The sequence below is a fragment of the Brevibacillus fortis genome, from assembly GCF_046196545.1.
GTDB classification, from domain to species: domain Bacteria; phylum Bacillota; class Bacilli; order Brevibacillales; family Brevibacillaceae; genus Brevibacillus; species Brevibacillus fortis_A.
This window is the reverse complement of sequence record NZ_CP176370.1, coordinates 6,372,778-6,388,562: the sequence shown is the minus strand read 5'-3', so window position 1 is coordinate 6,388,562 and position 15,785 is coordinate 6,372,778. Positions and strand designations below refer to the sequence as shown.

14 protein-coding genes are annotated in these 15,785 nt (G+C 50.0%); 4 read left to right on the top strand and 10 right to left on the bottom strand.

Annotation, left to right across the window (positions count from 1 at the left end):
• Nucleotide 1: 1 nt before the first annotated feature.
• From ACKKE8_RS30820 to ACKKE8_RS30795, 6 genes are all read right to left on the bottom strand, one after another.
• The gene (locus ACKKE8_RS30820) at nt 2-724 is read right to left on the bottom strand and encodes an amino acid ABC transporter ATP-binding protein (protein WP_409176341.1); all 723 of its coding nucleotides are present in this window, start codon (nt 722-724) and stop codon (nt 2-4) included.
• A complete protein-coding gene (locus ACKKE8_RS30815; RefSeq protein ID WP_409176340.1) occupies nt 721-1,422 on the bottom strand; it encodes an amino acid ABC transporter permease in 702 nt (233 codons plus the stop codon). Before ACKKE8_RS30815 ends, ACKKE8_RS30820 begins: the two co-directional genes overlap by 4 nt.
• A gap of 19 nt (nt 1,423-1,441) precedes the next feature.
• The gene (locus ACKKE8_RS30810; protein ID WP_409176339.1) at nt 1,442-2,311 is read right to left on the bottom strand and encodes an ABC transporter substrate-binding protein; all 870 of its coding nucleotides are present in this window, start codon (nt 2,309-2,311) and stop codon (nt 1,442-1,444) included.
• A 126-nt stretch (nt 2,312-2,437) separates the two neighbouring features.
• The gene (gene gcvPB, locus ACKKE8_RS30805; protein WP_409176338.1) at nt 2,438-4,027 is read right to left on the bottom strand and encodes an aminomethyl-transferring glycine dehydrogenase subunit GcvPB; all 1,590 of its coding nucleotides are present in this window, start codon (nt 4,025-4,027) and stop codon (nt 2,438-2,440) included.
• Between the two features lie 16 nt (nt 4,028-4,043).
• Complete coding sequence (gcvPA, locus tag ACKKE8_RS30800; RefSeq protein WP_409176337.1) at nt 4,044-5,429, bottom strand: aminomethyl-transferring glycine dehydrogenase subunit GcvPA; 1,386 nt, start codon at nt 5,427-5,429, stop codon at nt 4,044-4,046.
• Between the two features lie 52 nt (nt 5,430-5,481).
• Complete coding sequence (locus ACKKE8_RS30795; RefSeq protein ID WP_409176336.1) at nt 5,482-6,264, bottom strand: SDR family NAD(P)-dependent oxidoreductase; 783 nt, start codon at nt 6,262-6,264, stop codon at nt 5,482-5,484.
• Nucleotides 6,265-6,527: 263 nt separating this feature from the next.
• Here ACKKE8_RS30795 and ACKKE8_RS30790 point away from each other — a divergent pair, with 263 nt between their 5' ends.
• Both ACKKE8_RS30790 and ACKKE8_RS30785 read left to right on the top strand, forming a co-directional pair.
• The gene (locus ACKKE8_RS30790; protein WP_409176335.1) at nt 6,528-8,282 is read left to right on the top strand and encodes a sigma-54 interaction domain-containing protein; all 1,755 of its coding nucleotides are present in this window, start codon (nt 6,528-6,530) and stop codon (nt 8,280-8,282) included.
• A 59-nt stretch (nt 8,283-8,341) separates the two neighbouring features.
• Nucleotides 8,342-9,118 (top strand): arylamine N-acetyltransferase family protein, encoded by a 777-nt coding sequence (locus ACKKE8_RS30785; protein ID WP_409176334.1) that lies wholly within the window; start codon nt 8,342-8,344, stop codon nt 9,116-9,118.
• Here ACKKE8_RS30785 and ACKKE8_RS30780 read toward each other — a convergent pair.
• The 3 genes from ACKKE8_RS30780 to ACKKE8_RS30770 all read right to left on the bottom strand — a co-directional run bounded on the left by ACKKE8_RS30780 (nt 9,113) and on the right by ACKKE8_RS30770 (nt 11,320).
• The gene (locus ACKKE8_RS30780; protein WP_409176333.1) at nt 9,113-9,406 is read right to left on the bottom strand and encodes a hypothetical protein; all 294 of its coding nucleotides are present in this window, start codon (nt 9,404-9,406) and stop codon (nt 9,113-9,115) included. The two genes, ACKKE8_RS30785 and ACKKE8_RS30780, sit on opposite strands and share 6 nt — an antisense overlap.
• Before the next feature lie 101 nt (nt 9,407-9,507).
• On the bottom strand, nt 9,508-10,941 hold the full coding sequence (locus ACKKE8_RS30775; RefSeq protein ID WP_409176332.1) for a M56 family metallopeptidase: 1,434 nt from the start codon (nt 10,939-10,941) through the stop codon (nt 9,508-9,510).
• 4 nt (nt 10,942-10,945) lie between these two features.
• On the bottom strand, nt 10,946-11,320 hold the full coding sequence (locus tag ACKKE8_RS30770) for a BlaI/MecI/CopY family transcriptional regulator (protein WP_409176331.1): 375 nt from the start codon (nt 11,318-11,320) through the stop codon (nt 10,946-10,948).
• Between the two features lie 171 nt (nt 11,321-11,491).
• Here ACKKE8_RS30770 and ACKKE8_RS30765 point away from each other — a divergent pair, with 171 nt between their 5' ends.
• Nucleotides 11,492-12,124, top strand: a complete 633-nt coding sequence (locus tag ACKKE8_RS30765; protein WP_409179231.1) for a class I SAM-dependent methyltransferase — start codon at nt 11,492-11,494, stop codon at nt 12,122-12,124.
• Between the two features lie 24 nt (nt 12,125-12,148).
• Here the strand turns inward: ACKKE8_RS30765 and ACKKE8_RS30760 are convergent, their stop codons facing one another.
• Entirely contained in the window at nt 12,149-13,687 is a 1,539-nt protein-coding gene (locus ACKKE8_RS30760) for a hypothetical protein (RefSeq protein WP_409176330.1), read from the bottom strand.
• A gap of 565 nt (nt 13,688-14,252) precedes the next feature.
• Here ACKKE8_RS30760 and ACKKE8_RS30755 point away from each other — a divergent pair.
• A complete protein-coding gene (locus ACKKE8_RS30755) occupies nt 14,253-15,656 on the top strand; it encodes a sigma-54 interaction domain-containing protein (protein ID WP_409176329.1) in 1,404 nt (467 codons plus the stop codon).
• Nucleotides 15,657-15,785: the final 129 nt, after the last annotated feature.

Sequence of the window (15,785 nt, the reverse complement as noted above, 5' to 3'; positions counted from 1 at the left end):
CTTACAAAATTTGTTGTAAAAATCGTTTGGTACGCTCATGCTTTGGATTCGTGAAAAGCTCATGGGGATGGGCTTCTTCGACCATTTCTCCGTCCGCTAGCATAATGACTCGGTCAGCTACCTCGCGGGCAAAGCCCATTTCGTGCGTTACGACGACCATTGTCATGCCATCGCGAGCGAGGTCTTTCATAGTAGCGAGCACTTCGCCTACCAGCTCAGGGTCCAAGGCAGAAGTAGGCTCATCAAACAGCATGACATCCGGCTCCATCGCCAGGGCGCGGGCAATCGCGACACGCTGCTTCTGACCGCCGGAGAGCTGCTCGGGATAGGCGTTTGCTTTGTCTGTCAGTCCGACGCGGCTTAATAGCTCCATGGCTTTTACGGTCGCTTCCGTCTTGCTTTTCCTTTTGACGTAGATCGGTGCTTCGATCACGTTTTCCAGCACGGTCATATGCGGGAACAGATTGAAATGCTGAAAAACCATTCCGACATGCTCACGTATTTTGTTCAAATCACTGTTTTTGACATCGATGACCTGATTGTTGATCTCGATAACGCCTTTGTCTTTTATTTCCAGAAAGTTCAGACATCTGAGTAGCGTGCTTTTTCCTGATCCACTTGCCCCGATCAACACAACCACTTCTGATTTTTGAATCGACAGCGTGATGTTTTTGAGCACATGCAGGTTCCCGAATGACTTGGCCAGATTGCGTACCTTGATCATGCTGCCACCTCTTTTGGTTTCGGAGTGCTGATGGGCGTCCTGCCAGTATCGAGACGTTTTTCCACACGGTTTAAAATAAAGGAAAAGATGGCGACGAGTGCGAGGTAATACAGTCCGACGACGAAATACGTTTCAAAAGGCATGAAGTTCTCAGCTTGTGCAGACAAGGCACGGTTAAACAGCTCTGTAACAGCAATGTACGCGACGAGTGAAGAGTCTTTCAGTCCGATAATAAACTGATTGCCAAGCGGCGGAATGGCACGTTTGAAGGCTTGTGGCAAAACAATTCGGCGCATCGCCAGGCTGTACGGCATCCCGAGTGAACGGGCAGCTTCCATCTGTCCACGGTCAATCGATTGGATGGCTCCCCGAAAAATCTCGGCAATGTAGGCGCCGGAGTGAATGCCAAGCGCGAGCGCACCTGCCGTAAAGTCAGAGAGGACGATGACACTGGATATCCCGTAGTAGAGGAACATGAGCTGGACGATTAACGGCATGCCGCGCACGATGAAGATATAGGTGTCGGCCAGCTTTTGCAGGAAGAAAATCCCGGATACTTTAAAAAAGGCGAAGACGAGTCCGATCACAGAGGCCATGGCCAAGGATACAGCCGTGAGGGAAACGGTAACCCAAGCAGCCTCCAAAAATGCTTTTCCATGAATCGTAAAAATATCAATGATACTGGTCACAAAACCCATGGCTGCTCAACCTCCCACGTTATTTCAACAGGTTCGCTCCGAACCATTTCACGCTGATTTGCTCGTAGGTTCCGTCTTCAATCATGGCCTTGATGGCTTCATTGATTTTTTTGGTCAGCTCAGGGTTGTCTTTGGTTACGGCGATCGCGATGTTTTCTTTGTTCAAAACCTCGCCTGTAGCTTTGATTTTCAGGCCTTGATTCTTGATCGCAGAGGTGCCGACGACACGGTCTGTAATTACGGCGTCGACCCGACCTGGGACCAAATCCTGCAAGGCGTAAATATCTGAGGGATAGCCTTTTACTTTTGTCTTGTCGGTTAAGGTTTCCGCGACGTCTTTGTGCGTGCTGGCTTGAACAACACCTATGATTTTACCTGTTAGATCGTCCTTGGTTTTGATGCTCTCATTCGTTTCCGCAATAAAAATCTGCCCGCCGGAAATGTAGTACGGGTCGGTGAAATCTACTTGCTTGGCACGTTCTTCTGTGTGCGTCATGCTGCCAATAATGGCATCGTATTTGCCGCCCTTCAGCCCTTGCAGAATCGTTTCCCAAGGATTGGTCACCGGATTGGCTTCGAGTCCGATCCGTTTGGCGATCTCATTGCCGATTTCCACGTCGAATCCGGTCAGTACGCCGTTTGTGTCCTTGTAGTTAAGTGGTTTGATTAGGCCACTCATGGCAAAGGTCAGTTTTCCTTCATGGACGAGTTTGAGTTTCACTTCGGAAGCAGGTTGGGTAGGTGTAGTGGAGGGAGTAGAAGAATTGGTGGAAGCGTTTGCATTTGTTTGTGCAGGTGATGATGTTGCATTGGACCCGCATCCTCCCAAAATGGAGAATACGAGTGAGCTTACCAAAAGAGCGACAGGAAACAGACTTTTCTTCCTCATACGAGAATCCCCCTAACGGATATGGTGTGCAAAACGTCTTGCCGACCCAAGCTAGGAAACAAAAAAGTGTGCTGCCACTATAGGAAAAGGGGGAGGGCGTACGTGCCGCCCTTGCCCCTGCATGAACTAATTTTGTGCCGTCTTTTTCAAATAAGCTCTCCATGTGATGCACCATTGATCAGGATCATCGAGTACGGACTCAAGGACACGGTGTCCTGTACTATTGTGCGGCGCTGTTTTTACGATCTCAGGATTCTCATAGGCTTCTTGAGAGATATGCGTAAGTGCCGCGATGTATTCGTCGAGCTCTGCCATGGAATAGGACTCCGTCGGTTCCAGCGTAAACGGCTCCGGCACGACGTACGGGTGGTGACTGGTCCAGTAATGGTGGGCAAAGTCGACCATGCGGCGCTGAACATCGTATGTTGTGACGCCCGTATCTTCTTTTAGCTGCTGCCAGCTATAGCGAACCTGCTCCAGGCGTCGGCCTTGTATATAGGGCGCGCTCGCACCGCGGATTTGCAGGATTTTGTGATAGAGATAGTTGTTGTTGAGGCAAGCGATTTCGGCAACTTCTTTCAAGCCGTCAGCACCAAGTGCACGGACCCAAGCGTAGGAGCGCAGGACTGCAGGTGGTACGCCGTAAAAGCTGCGGACTTTCCCGATGCTGTTTTTCAAATCACGCTTATAGAAGTAACGCTCTCCGTCGAAATCTACGATCGGTCCGGGCAGGAATTGCGCAAGCTCGGAAGTGACACCGATGGCACCTGTTGCAGGTCCGCCGCAAGCGTGTGGGACGGAGAAGGTTTTGTGCAGGTTGAAGAAGCACATGTCAAAGCCTGCTTCCAACGCGCGGGTAATGCCCAGCAAGCCGTTGGCGTTTGCTTGGTCGTAGCAGCACAGCCCCCCTGCGGCGTGAACGACGTCTGTGAACTCCTTGATGCGGGAGTTGTAAATGCCTGTATCCTCTGGATTCGCTACGGCAAAGGCAGCGGTTCGCTCCGAGACGAGGTCCTTTAGCGCTTCCAGATCAGGGTAGCCGTTTTCGTCGGCCGGTACATAAATGATTTTGAAGCCTTTGACTGCGGCCGTCGCGGCTTGGGACGGGTGGGAAAAATGGGTGGTAATAAACTCGTTGCGCTGCTCTCCTTCGCCGCGAGATTCGTGGTATTTGCGCACGATAGAGGCTTGGGTAAACAATGCCTGTGTGCCGCTGCCCGGCTGGAACGAGAATTTGTCCATTCCTGAAATCTCGCGCAAGTATAGATCGAGCTGATACGTCATCTCCAGCATCCCTTGGACAGTGGACTCGTCTTGCAGCGGATGCAGCTCCGCCATTTTCGGCGAGCGCACGAAGCGTTCATTGATCTTCGGGGAGTATTTCATCGTGCAGGTGCCTTGCCCAATCTCCACGTTGAAATCCGACCCCAGAACCTCCTGCGAAATGCGGGAGTAATGACGAATCACGCGGTACTGACTGATCTCGGGAAGATTCGGCCGTTTTTTTCGGCGCAGGCTGTCTGGCAGCTGGGAGATGCCATCGCCTATGGTTTCCACGATTTGTGGCTCGACGGGTGGTACCTCGACGCCACGCTCGCCGGGCTGGCTCAGCTCGAAAATGACAGGCTCATCCCACTTTGCTTGGTGGAAGCGGCGTACCTTATGGTCCCTCGGAATCCGTTTCATTTTGTCGATTGTTCCTTCGGATGTTTTCATGGTCGGTTTCCTCCTTTTACACGATGTTTTTTACGGCAGCGACGAGCGTATCAATATCCTCCTGGGTATGAACCTCCGTGACGCAGTAGAGCGCACATTGACCCAATTCCGGGTAGTGTTCAGTCAAATCAACTCCGCCGAAAATTCCTTTAGCGAGAAGCGCAGCGTTAATGTCTTTGACGGTTTTACCTGTTTGCGAGAAGTCAATCACAAACTCCTTGAAGAAAGGAGCGGCGAATTTGGCCTCGACCCCGGGAATGGAAGAGAGCTGTTTGGCGGCGTATTGGGAGCGCTGCATGATACCTTGCCCGACTTCTTCCATGCCTACAGGTCCCATCGTCGCCAAGTACACACCTGCGGTAATGCCCCATAGCGCTGTTTGTGTTCCGACGGACTCCTTGCCTTTTTCACGTTTGGCAAAAGAGGTGCGGTCGTACGCGACATCTCCGAAGCCGTATTCGCCTTCGACCTCTGTTGGAGCGATTCCGAACAGGCGGGACGGATATTCCATGACGAAGGTCGGATCGTCATGCGTCGCGATAAAGCCGGATTGCCCACCGCCGTAATGCATGTGTACGCCAAGCGGCTGCAAATCTCCGCACACGATGTCCGCGCCGTAATTCGCCGGAGATTCCATCACGCCGAGAGAGATGGGATCGACGCCGACTACGCAAATGGCACCAGCCGCATGAGCCAAGTCCGCAATCATCTGTCCGTTTACTTCCACAGATCCGAGGAAGGTCGGGTTTTCGAAGTAAACCGCTGCTGTATCTATACTGAGCTTTGCTTTTAGATCATTCAGGTCAAGTATTCCTGTTTCGTTCTCAAAATCGATCAAGGTGACGGTAAGATCAGGAGACGTATAGTTTTTGATGATCAAGAGCTTGTCGGGATGGATGTTTTTCGAGACCAGTAGCTCTGTGCGTTTGGTGATACGTGCTGCCATGCGCAGAGCAGTAGAAGCAGCCTGTGCCCAGTCAAAGGTCGGAACGTTCACGACATCCATATCGACCAGCTCAGCTACGAGGCTTTGGTACTCGAACAACGCCTGAAAGCGCCCCTTGTCTTCGTAAGGCTCACCAGCATACGCCGTCACAAACTCGGCGCGGGAGTTGATTTCATCACAGACAGCCGGAACAAAATGCGGCCAGCACCCTGCGCCGAGGAAGCTGATATTTTCTTTTGTGGTTTGGTTTTTGTTCATCAGATGGTTGACGTGGCGCTCCAGCTCGTATTCGGTCAAAGCTTTCGGGATGTTCATTTTTTCTTTTAGGCGCAGCTCCCCGGGAATGTCCGCATAGATATCCTCGATGCTGGAAAAGCCGATTTCGGATAGCATTTTCTCTTTGATTTCAGGTGCAGAATTCGGAATATACGGGTGGGCATAACGTTGTACGCTCATCTCATGGTTCCTCCATCTCTTTGTTGGAATATTCAGTCTTAATAACGATACATTAAGCCAAACCGCCGCCGTCGACGACCAGAACGGAACCCGTCACCCAGGATGACAGATCGCTGGCAAAGAACAGGACAGCATTGGCAATATCTTGTGGAGAACCGAGACGCTCCAGTGGACGCCCTTGGGCGGAGGAGACAAGGAATGCCCCTTCTTCCTTTTCCAGCTGGCGCGCTTCTTCACGCAACAGAGGTGTGTCGGTATCGCCAGGTGACACGCAATTCACACGGATATTTTCCGGACCGTGGTCAATCGCCATTGCCCGCGTCAGGTTGACGACGCCTGCTTTTGCCGCGCAGTAGGCCGCAGCCTTGTCACCGCCCTTGATACCCCAGCCAGAGCCAGTGTTAATGATGCTGCCTCCGCCTGTTTTTGCCATGACCGGAATAACGTATTTGGAGAGGTTGTAAGCACCCTTCAAGGAGACATTGACGACCAGATCCCAATCGTCTTCTTCCAGCTCAACGACCGTCTTTCTTCTGATCACGCCTGCGTTGTTGAACAAAATATCGATGCGACCGTACGCTTCCTCGATCGCTTTCGTTACTTCACGACAATCCTGTTGGGAAACTACATTGCATGTAAAATAACGGGCTGACCCGCCCTCCGCTACGATTTCTTGCGCGGCCTTTTCCCCGAGCTCCTCGTTGATATCAAGCAGCATGACGTTTACTCCGAATTGGGCCAGTCGTTTCGCTGTTGCAAGTCCGATACCGGAAGCAGCACCTGTCACCAAGGCTACCTTTCCTTGCAAATGGAATACCTCGTTCGTGTTTACCATGGTTGATCACTCCCCCTAGATGAAACGTTTATAATGCAATCACTGTGCCAAGTGTGGAAAGAACCCCGCCGAGTAACATGCTCCTTGCTGGATCGTGAAAAAAGCCGATTTTACGAGGCTCCGACTGTGTTTCGAACCGTCATGGCGGTGACAAAAGTGGCAATGAGTTGTCATTATTGGCAAACATCAGTGGTAAAATGTTTGTGAACTATCTAAATATTTCGTAAAATAGGGAGCAAGGACAATAAGCAGGGAGGATATCCATGGTTTCGTTGGATCTGTGCAAACCAGCCATCGAAAAGGTCATTACAAGCATTTCAGATATATTGAACGTGGATGCTGCGGTGATTAACGAGCACGGCCTCTTGGTCGTGAGTACGGAGCGCTACTTGAAACAAAAGGGCGAAAATGTGCATGTGCCCTCGATTGAATTCGTGTTGGCAAAAGGACAGTATGTGGTAGACAAACCCGGCTCCATGGAAATGTGCAAAGGATGCCGTTTTCTTGACAGCTGCCCCGCCAAAGTCGAGCTGCTCTCTTCTATTAAGGTAGCCAATCATGCAATCGGGGTCGTTTCCCTCACATCTTTTACGAAGGAAGGCCAAAATCGACTATCCAAGCATACAGAGAGATACCAGCAAATCCTGACAGAAGTCAGCGAGATGATTACGGCGATTGTACAATCCCATGCGACGAGACAGATTGAATCGGCAGATGACTCGATTCGGCTGTTGGAGGGAGCACTGGATACCGTAGCCGATGCGTATTTCACATTTGACCGAAGTGGCAATGTCATTCACACGAATGCCAGCGCGCGTAGACTGCTGTCCCAGCATGAGCTGCTGCCAGCGGAGGTTTCACGGATGCTGCTGCCGTCATTATCCGGGATGGCCGCGCATTCCTTGCCGATCGCTAATTGTCTCGTTGACAAGCTAGATGCTCCAACCGAGGCCACGCCGATCATCGTCAACAATCAGCTCATTGGCGGCGTGCTTCGCGTGCAGAGGGGAGCGCTAACTGTTCCGCGTTTGAAGGATCATCAAGGGGGCCGTTCGTCTGGCAAAGCGGAGTGTCTGGCTCAAATCGTAGGAAACAGCCCAGCCATCAAGCAGGTCAAAGAAATGGCGATGAAAATCGGTAACAGCAGCTCTACGGTACTAATTACCGGCGAAACAGGGACAGGCAAAGGACATTTGGCAAAAGCGATTCACGAGGCAAGCACGCGAGCATACTATCCGTTTGTCGCCATCAATTGTGCCAGCATTCCGGAAAATCTGTTCGAAAGCGAATTGTTCGGTTACGAGGACGGCGCATTTACCGGAGCCAAAAAGGGAGGAAAGCCAGGACGGTTCGAAATGGCAGAGGGAGGTACGCTTTTTCTGGATGAAATCGGCGATATGCCGCTCTCGTTGCAGACAAAGCTGTTGCGCGTATTGCAGGAAAAGGTGGTGGAACGCATCGGCGGCACACGATCATTTCCCATCAATGCACGAATCATCGCGGCGACGAACCAAAACCTGGAGGAGCTCGTGGAGAAAAAGGCGTTTCGTGCCGATCTGTACTATCGGTTGAACGTCATCCCGATACACGTCCCGTCACTCGCAGAGCGCAAGGAAGACATCGAGCTCTTGGCTGTTTCATTTATGGAGAAGTACGGAGAGCAAGCAGGGCGTACCTTCTTCGGAATAGCACGAGAGGCGATCAACTTGCTCACGCACTATCACTGGCCGGGCAATGTGCGGGAACTGGAAAACGCCATCGAGTACGCCATGAACATGGAGCAAGATACGGTACTGACTGTCGACAGCTTGCCTCCGCGCCTTCGTGCTCGTCCTCTAATAGCTCCTTCACATTCAGGTCCAGCTATCAAAGCAAGGGTCGCCGATGCACAAGCGGACGCCATTCGCGCTTCGTTGCAAAAGCACGGCAGCGACCTGAAAGGGAAGCAGCGGGTGGCAGAAGAACTCGGGATCGGGCTTCGCACCTTGTATCGGAAGCTAAAGCTGCTCGGTATATAAGGAAATCGTGCTGGAACCTGTCTTATACTTGAGGAAGAACCTACTTAGGGGGAAAAAGCATGAGTGAGCTGAATGCCTTATTTCGGAAAAGAATCGGCATGCCAGAAAATGAAACGATTACCTTCGATACATTGGATCGCCTCCTTGATCTGACAGCATTGGCGATTCCTTTTGAAAACCTGTGCATTATGGAAGAGCGAACTAGCGTAATCTCCAGACAGTCTGTCATGGAGAAGCTACTGGTCAGAAACGAAGGCGGTCTTTGCTACGAGCTCAATCCGATGTTGTATTTCTTCTTGCTGGATAATGGCTTTGACGTCAATCTGATACGCGGAGTTGTTTACAGGCATGATGTTGGCGAGTATTACACGATTGGCCGAACACATGCCACGATTTTGCTTACCTATGAGGGGCAAACGTATTTACTCGACACGGGTTTTGGCTCGAATCTGCCGTTGAAGCCTGTTCCGTTAACCGGGGAGACCGTCTCTTCGCGCAATGGTGAATTTCGGATCAAGAAAGAGCAGACGGAGTATGGCGATTATGTACTCGAAATGAAGCTGCGGCACAAGGATACGGACTGGAGGATCGGCTATACCTTTGATTCGCAGAAGCTGGTGACGGATGAAACGGAATTAAACGAGATTCAGACGATTATCGTTGACCATGAACAATCTCCCTTCAACAAAAGCCCTTTGCTTACGCAGTTGACGGAGAGAGGCAATGTTACGTTGACGAACAGTTCTTTTACGCAATGGGTGGATGGTGTTATGAAGAAAGAGGAGATTGACGGAGAACGGTTTAAAAAGCTAGCGAAGCAGCATTTTGGGTTATAAGAAAAAAGCGGAAGCGATGGCGAGAAATGCTATGGAAATAAGGACTTTGCTCGCTCGAGGATGCAAGCTCTTTACTTCTTTCCCTTTGTACCAGCCACTAAACTGAAGTTTATTTCGATAGAAAACAAGGATAAAGATTACATTGGCAAACAATAAGAGGAACAACGGTGCTCCTTCAAGTGTGTTCATAAACAATCTGGATTCAACAAAAAACAGCAACGCTAAGCCCGCAAATAAGATGATGACCACTCGCACCAATTCTAGTAGAAACGTAAATATATTCATCATGGCGTACCTCCGAATTCTCCATTTCTCACTCGTATTATGGCACTTTTCTGGATGAAAACCCATCAGATGTTCTTAACCTGATGGGTTTCATCATTATTAGGTTACTCCTGTGTTTGCGAATTCTCTAGCAGCTTCATCGGATCAATGGGTATACCATTTTCGAGAACCTGAAAAGCAAGATGCGGTCCCGTGCTGCGCCCTGTACTTCCCAACAGACCAATGAGCTGGCCTTGGGTCACAGTGGTGCCAGCGGTGACCTCCAGCTTTTCCAAGTGTGAATAAATTGTTTGATACCCGCCTTCATGCTCCAGAATGACCTGGTTGCCTTTCCTTGTTTGTGTATCGTATTCAGCCTTGACGACCTTACCGGCCGCGGCTGCCTGAACTGGCGTATTCAGGTCGTTTAAGATTCTCAGGCCTATTGTTTGATCCATAGGGCTTTTGATTGTACCTTCTGCGGGGACGACGAATGTCTGCTCGTTCCCTAGCACTTTTTTTGCATCAGTCAAAGTGAAGACACCTAAAGCCAAGACGACTACGATACCAGATAGGGTCCACGTATAGGCCCGTTTTTGAAAGTGACGAATCATTTCTATTCTCCTTTTCACCTGTTTTTTGGAGCTGGAGAACCCGGCTGTGAAGCGAATTTGTTTGGGAGAGGCATACAGCTCGAGCATTTTGATCATGGTGTATCCGTAGCGAGGTACCTCAGTCTCCTGCAAATAAGTCAAAGCCAAGGCATCACAAGCCATTTCCTGATCCTGACGCATGCGGGAAGCAGCGTACCATAACAAAGGGTTGAACCAGTTGAGGATCAGTAGCACGCTCATGATGCTGTTCACAGGAATATCTCGTCTTTTCCAATGCGCCAGCTCATGCAAAAAGATGTGGCGCAGCTCATGCTCGTTGAGCTTGTCCAAAAGATTTTCCGGCAGCCAGATTTGCGGTCGCCAGATTCCCATCAAGGCTGGGCTTGTCATCTGATGACTCATGCGCAGGGGAATGGACTTGGTGATGCCCATCTGTTTTTGGCACTGGGAAAAGACGCGCAAAATAGCTTCATCCTGTACGAACACATCGTTTTTTAGCTGAGAGAGCAATCGGTATGTACTGCGAGTCATGGTGATAGCGAAAATGGCGACACCGCCGATCCAGATGAGGGAAAGCAGGCTAATCCAGGAAAAGCTCGCTTCGTTTGCTAGAGAGGCATCTGGTTGGAGGGCAGATTCATTTAGATGTAGGGCCTCAGTAACGAGAACAATCGATTCCGTAGGCGGGTGTGCTTCCTGCATGGATGTCCAGGACGAAGTAGGCAGCCAGTTATACAAACTGATCGTGCTGTCTATCGACCAAGGTACCGCGAGCTTCCAGAGAAGCAGGAACCATACGGCATGGTGCCAGCGGATGGGGAAATGCTTTTTGCCGAGCTGCTGGCAGAGCAAGATCAGGATCACAAGAAGGCTGGCCTCGATGGAGTTATACAGTGTCCACGTAAATGCTTGATTGAGGGTGAGTGTGAGCCATTGCCAATCCACCAGCTTATTTCTCCTTTTCGGAAAGGATTTTTTTCAGCTCGTCAATCTCTTGGGAGGAGAGCTTTTCTTCTTTTAAAAAGTGAACCAGCATAGGCTTTAAGGCCCCGTCGTACACGCGCTGCAAAAAGGATTGGCGCTCTTGGCGCTTGCATTCTTCCTCAGTGAGCACAGGAGAGTAATAGTAGACTCGATTGACCTGCTCATAGGTGAGAATGCCCTTTTGCAAGAGGCGACTGAGCAAGGTTTTGATTGTGTTGTCTTTCCACGTCTTGTTGTCTCGCAGGGCGTGGATGACATCGGCTGCTGTAGAGGGTGACTTTGCCCAGATGACCTTCATAATCTCCCACTCAGCATCCGAGATTCGCGGTTGCTCGTCCAAGTAAGACACCTCCATCGATTACATTTGTAGTCGTTGATTTTGTTTAAAGATTACACTTGTAGTCAATGAGTGTCAACTTCATTTTTCTAAATCGGTTCCAGGTGGCCGTGATTGGAAGATGACAAGTGAATTGGTACACTGAAGAAAAACTGGATAAGGGCTGTGATAGATATGAATCTGGCCGAGCAGTTTGGCGATATCGATATTTATTTGTTTGATCAGTTGTTAAAGGGACGGGTTACGAAGGAAATGCAGATACTCGATGCCGGTTGCGGTTCGGGGCGGAATTTGATCTACTTTTTGCGAAATGGCTATCAGGTGTATGCGGTTGACCAATCGGCAAAAGCCATCGAGGCTGTTCAGCGAATGGCATCGCAACTGGCGCAGAACTGGTCAGCGGAGCGCGCTCGTGTGGAACCGATTGAGAGCATGAGCTTTGAAAACGAAAGCTTCGATTTCATCATCAGTAATGCCGTTCTACATTTTGCTGAAAACGAAGAGCATTTTCGCCAGATGCTAGAGGAGCTATGGCGGGTACTGAAGCCAGGCGGCATTCTATTCATGCGTCTTGCTTCCTCGATCGGGATTGAGGATGCTGTACAGCCACTGGGAAACGAACGTTATTTGTTGCCGGACGGAAGCACCCGTTTTCTTGTAAATGAACGGACGATGGTGGGCATGACGGAAAAACTGCAAGGCTTGTTCCTGGAGCCAATCAAAACGGTGAATGTAGCCGGACAGCGTTGCATGAGTACGTGGGTAATCAAAAAGAATGCCTCAGCACAAAAAGCCGCCTTCCTGTAGGAGAGGCGGCGTCTTTTTTCTCACTCAAAAATCACGTGTCTGATCAAAAATAGCAAAAAGCTCGTCCACATCTACTTCCACACCCGCAGTAGCTAAATTCCGTTTTGCCGACTGAAGCAGCTCATCGAGCACAACGAAAATTTCTTCCCGCTCAACCGTTTCAATAAAGCCAGTCCGGCGATCCATTTTGTTGAAAGCCTCTGTGTACTCTTTGACCAATGCACGCAAAGCAGTTTGTATTTCTTCCGCATTCGTCGCGTCTTCGTTGCTTTGTTTTTCAAGCGCGCTGATCGCGGTGTTCATTTTTTTATAGAGACTGGCAGCCTTGTTGGCGTGGGCCTTTGAGATGTGCTCCCTGCCATCCCAATCGCGAAACGGATTGGTTAAATTATTGGCCAGCCATTCCGGCTTGCGCGGCTTGGTGATGGACAAATCCAGCCCATTTTTCACTTCTTTTTTGTAGGCGGCTTTAATGGTCTTGGCTGCTTCTTCCGGCAGGCTTGTCATCCAGAGACTGGAGAGCTTGGGACATTGATCTGGCGAAGGGAATTCGTCCCCTGTGAAGCCAAACAGGTCGTAGGTCGTAAACGTCAGTAGCTCCTTCAAGTGCTTGATACTGCCCAGATTGCTGAGGGTACCAGGCTTGCCCCACAGACGGATGTCCTGGAGCGAGGGATACCGCTGGACGAGTGGCTGCAAGTCCAGCTCCACCACATTACGCAGATGGAGTCCTCCTAGCTGGTCGAGTCCGCGGTGACGCGGCAGCGAATCTGAGAACGAGGCGGTCAGCCAATACCCATCCTGTTCGGCTTCTATGAACAGGTTAGGTGAAATGGCCTTGTCCAGTATGAGCTCTCGAAAGCCATCGTTCAGATGCAGTGACTCCAGCCCGTCCGCGTTTTGGAGAGAGAATTTACTGAGATGGCTTCCTGTCAGATCAAGAGAGGAGCCATTGGCCTTTTCCAGGTGAAGCTCCCGAATAAACGGATTGCTTTTGACAAAGGCAAGCAAGGAATCGGTAGGCTCCTCTGCATGGATGCTTGTCAGGCAAGGGAGCTTTTCCAATTCTGAGATGTCCGTCAGGCTTTGCAGGATGTCAGCATGAATGACGTTGTTAGAACGGCGCAGGCTCTTCCCGCCTAGCGAAATCATGGTGTCATCATTTGCGGCCTGTTTGAACTGCTGGCGACGTTCCTCGGGAATTTGATTCCATTTGTGTTGACGGTACAGGCTCCCTCCGACATCCCAACTGCCGTAACTCCTTGTCTCTTCTGTTACGAGAGGTGGTACATTCCCTACTTTTATGTAGCCTTTGGGCACGATACTATCTACATAGCTGTGCTCAAGCATGTTGTTCCAGAAGAAGTAGTCGCAATACAAGGGCTTCATCTTGTGCAGCTCCGATTCATCAGGCAGCGTACCACTGCTCCAGTCCAGCTCGAGGATACTGATGAGGTTGGATTTACTCGTGCCAGGCTCTTTTATCGATGTGACCTGACAAGCTGTGTACTTTTGCAGCTTCTCGACAAAAACACAGTAGATGTCTCCGACTGTGGGCGTCATTCCTACCATCCTTTCCATCTCGCAAGGCTTGTTATTATCGTTATTTTTACATATTTTTCAAAGGTTGTCGTTGTACTTGCGGTTTTTATTAAACACAAAAAAGAAGCTGGGATAAAACGAAACGGTTTCCCCTAGCTTCTTTGCTTTTCAATCATTTGCCTTTCCTTTGATTTTTATATTGAAGATAGGACATCCAAAAAACCAAAACGACTGTAATGCCTACGGTAATCTTTCTGTTTATTCCCATGTTGATGTCAAGATCAAAGAAACGGAATGCCAAAAGCCCAAGAATAACAACTAAGAGTATTCTAATGATGGTATCGCCTCCCTTTTTTTCTATTGGTAATGTAATAAAATCATTTGAAATAATGTTATAAATTGTAATTTACAATATGAATTTTTTGTGAAAATCATTTTCTGCTAGAATGAAGAAAGGCACGTGTATATTGATGGGTATATAGATGAACATTAGGGGGATGTTTGCAGGTTTTAGATGTGTCCCTCTCATATAAAATAGTCGTGAATGTTATGTTTTTAATCATAACCTACGAGAGGCGGCGAAGAGATGAAGACAGAAGAGAGCACACAGAAGTGGATGAGCCGCGTATTGGAGGCCATTGTTGAAACGTCTCGCGATCATCTGTTAATCACGGACCATGAGGGCTACATCCGGCTGGTTGGCGATTCGTCCTATGAAATGTACGGCATCGGGAAGGAAGAGCTCTTGGGCAAAAACGTCATCGAGCTAGAAAAAAGGAAGGTCTTTTCTCCATCTGTCACGCGAAAGGTCATGGATGCCAAGACGCCGCAGACGATCATGCAGGAAATACCCGGGGGTCGAAAGCTGATGGTGACGGCTTTTCCCGTCTGGAACGAGGATGGCAGCATGCATTCGATCATCAGCTATTCCCATGACCTGACGGAAATTCTGGAATTGAAACGGCGCTACGAGGGTCTTACAGAGCAGCTCAAGCAGTTTGAAACCGAGATTGAGGAGCTGCGCGAAAAGCACCAGGAGGGCTTCGTGGCAGTGAGCCAGCCGATGCAAGCCATTGAGCGTCTCATCAAGAAAGTTGCGGCTGTTGATTCGACGGTCCTGATACTCGGGGAATCGGGTGTCGGGAAAAACGTGATCGCGAAAGAAATTCATCGCAATAGCCGTCGTGCGGGTGGGCAATTCGTGGAGATCAACTGTGGCTCGATCCCGGAGGGCTTGCTGGAATCGGAGCTGTTTGGCTATGAGGCTGGTTCGTTTACAGGGGCCGCCAAGCAGGGCAAGCAAGGGATTATCGAGATGGCGAACCAAGGGACTCTCCTCTTGGACGAGCTGGGGGAACTGCCGCTGACCTTGCAGGCCAAGCTGTTGAAGGTGATTCAAGAAAAACGGCTGCAACGTGTAGGGAGTACACAGTACCGCGACGTGGATTTTCGTTTGATTGCCGCCACCAATCGCGATTTAGAGAAGATGGTGAAGGAAGGGAAGTTCCGGCAAGACCTGTATTTTCGCCTGAATGTTGTCCCGATCCACGTCCCGCCGTTACGAAATCGGCCAGAGGATATCGCGGCTCTCCTGAAGCGGGTCGTGCGCTCGCTCAATGAACGATACGGAATGGACAAGCGTCTGGACCCTGCCGTGACACATGCCTTGATGCAGTACGAGTGGCCCGGCAATGTGCGCGAGCTGGAGAACGTCTTGGAGAGAATGGTGGTCACAGCGGACGAAGATGTGATCACTTCTCAGCATCTGCCCGCGGAAATCAGGTTGTCAGGGGAAGAGCAGGCAGCCATGGAGCCGAGTCTGGCTACTTCCAAGATGTCGCTTCGGGAAGCACTGGAGCAGGTAGAGGAAAAATGGCTGCGCTATGCATCCGAGCACTGCCGGACCACGGGAGAAATCGCGGAGTTTCTAGGCATTAGCCAGCCCTCTGTCGTGCGGAAGCTGCAAAAATATCGGATTCGTTCCAGGTGATTCAAAAATGAATAGTTTATTCAAAAGTGAATCGAGCATTCTGGTGTTTTCGATTCATTTTTGAATAATCGGATGTGATTGGGGCGTCGGAAACGCGAATTCATCAAGCTCTGGCGTTTGGCATAGGTA

Excerpts from the sequence above, each read along its gene's own strand:
- ACKKE8_RS30780 (WP_409176333.1), bottom strand. The coding sequence starts at position 9,406 with ATGATGAATATATTTACGTTTCTACTAGAATTGGTGCGAGTGGTCATC.
- ACKKE8_RS30815 (WP_409176340.1), bottom strand. The coding sequence starts at position 1,422 with ATGGGTTTTGTGACCAGTATCATTGATATTTTTACGATTCATGGAAAA.
- gcvPB (WP_409176338.1), bottom strand. The coding sequence starts at position 4,027 with ATGAAAACATCCGAAGGAACAATCGACAAAATGAAACGGATTCCGAGG.
- ACKKE8_RS30795 (WP_409176336.1), bottom strand. The coding sequence starts at position 6,264 with ATGGTAAACACGAACGAGGTATTCCATTTGCAAGGAAAGGTAGCCTTG.
- ACKKE8_RS30760 (WP_409176330.1), bottom strand. The coding sequence starts at position 13,687 with ATGACGCCCACAGTCGGAGACATCTACTGTGTTTTTGTCGAGAAGCTG.
- ACKKE8_RS30765 (WP_409179231.1), top strand. The coding sequence starts at position 11,492 with ATGAATCTGGCCGAGCAGTTTGGCGATATCGATATTTATTTGTTTGAT.
- ACKKE8_RS30810 (WP_409176339.1), bottom strand. The coding sequence starts at position 2,311 with ATGAGGAAGAAAAGTCTGTTTCCTGTCGCTCTTTTGGTAAGCTCACTC.
- ACKKE8_RS30820 (WP_409176341.1), bottom strand. The coding sequence starts at position 724 with ATGATCAAGGTACGCAATCTGGCCAAGTCATTCGGGAACCTGCATGTG.
- ACKKE8_RS30755 (WP_409176329.1), top strand. The coding sequence starts at position 14,253 with ATGAAGACAGAAGAGAGCACACAGAAGTGGATGAGCCGCGTATTGGAG.
- ACKKE8_RS30785 (WP_409176334.1), top strand. The coding sequence starts at position 8,342 with ATGAGTGAGCTGAATGCCTTATTTCGGAAAAGAATCGGCATGCCAGAA.
- ACKKE8_RS30790 (WP_409176335.1), top strand. The coding sequence starts at position 6,528 with ATGGTTTCGTTGGATCTGTGCAAACCAGCCATCGAAAAGGTCATTACA.
- gcvPA (WP_409176337.1), bottom strand. The coding sequence starts at position 5,429 with ATGAGCGTACAACGTTATGCCCACCCGTATATTCCGAATTCTGCACCT.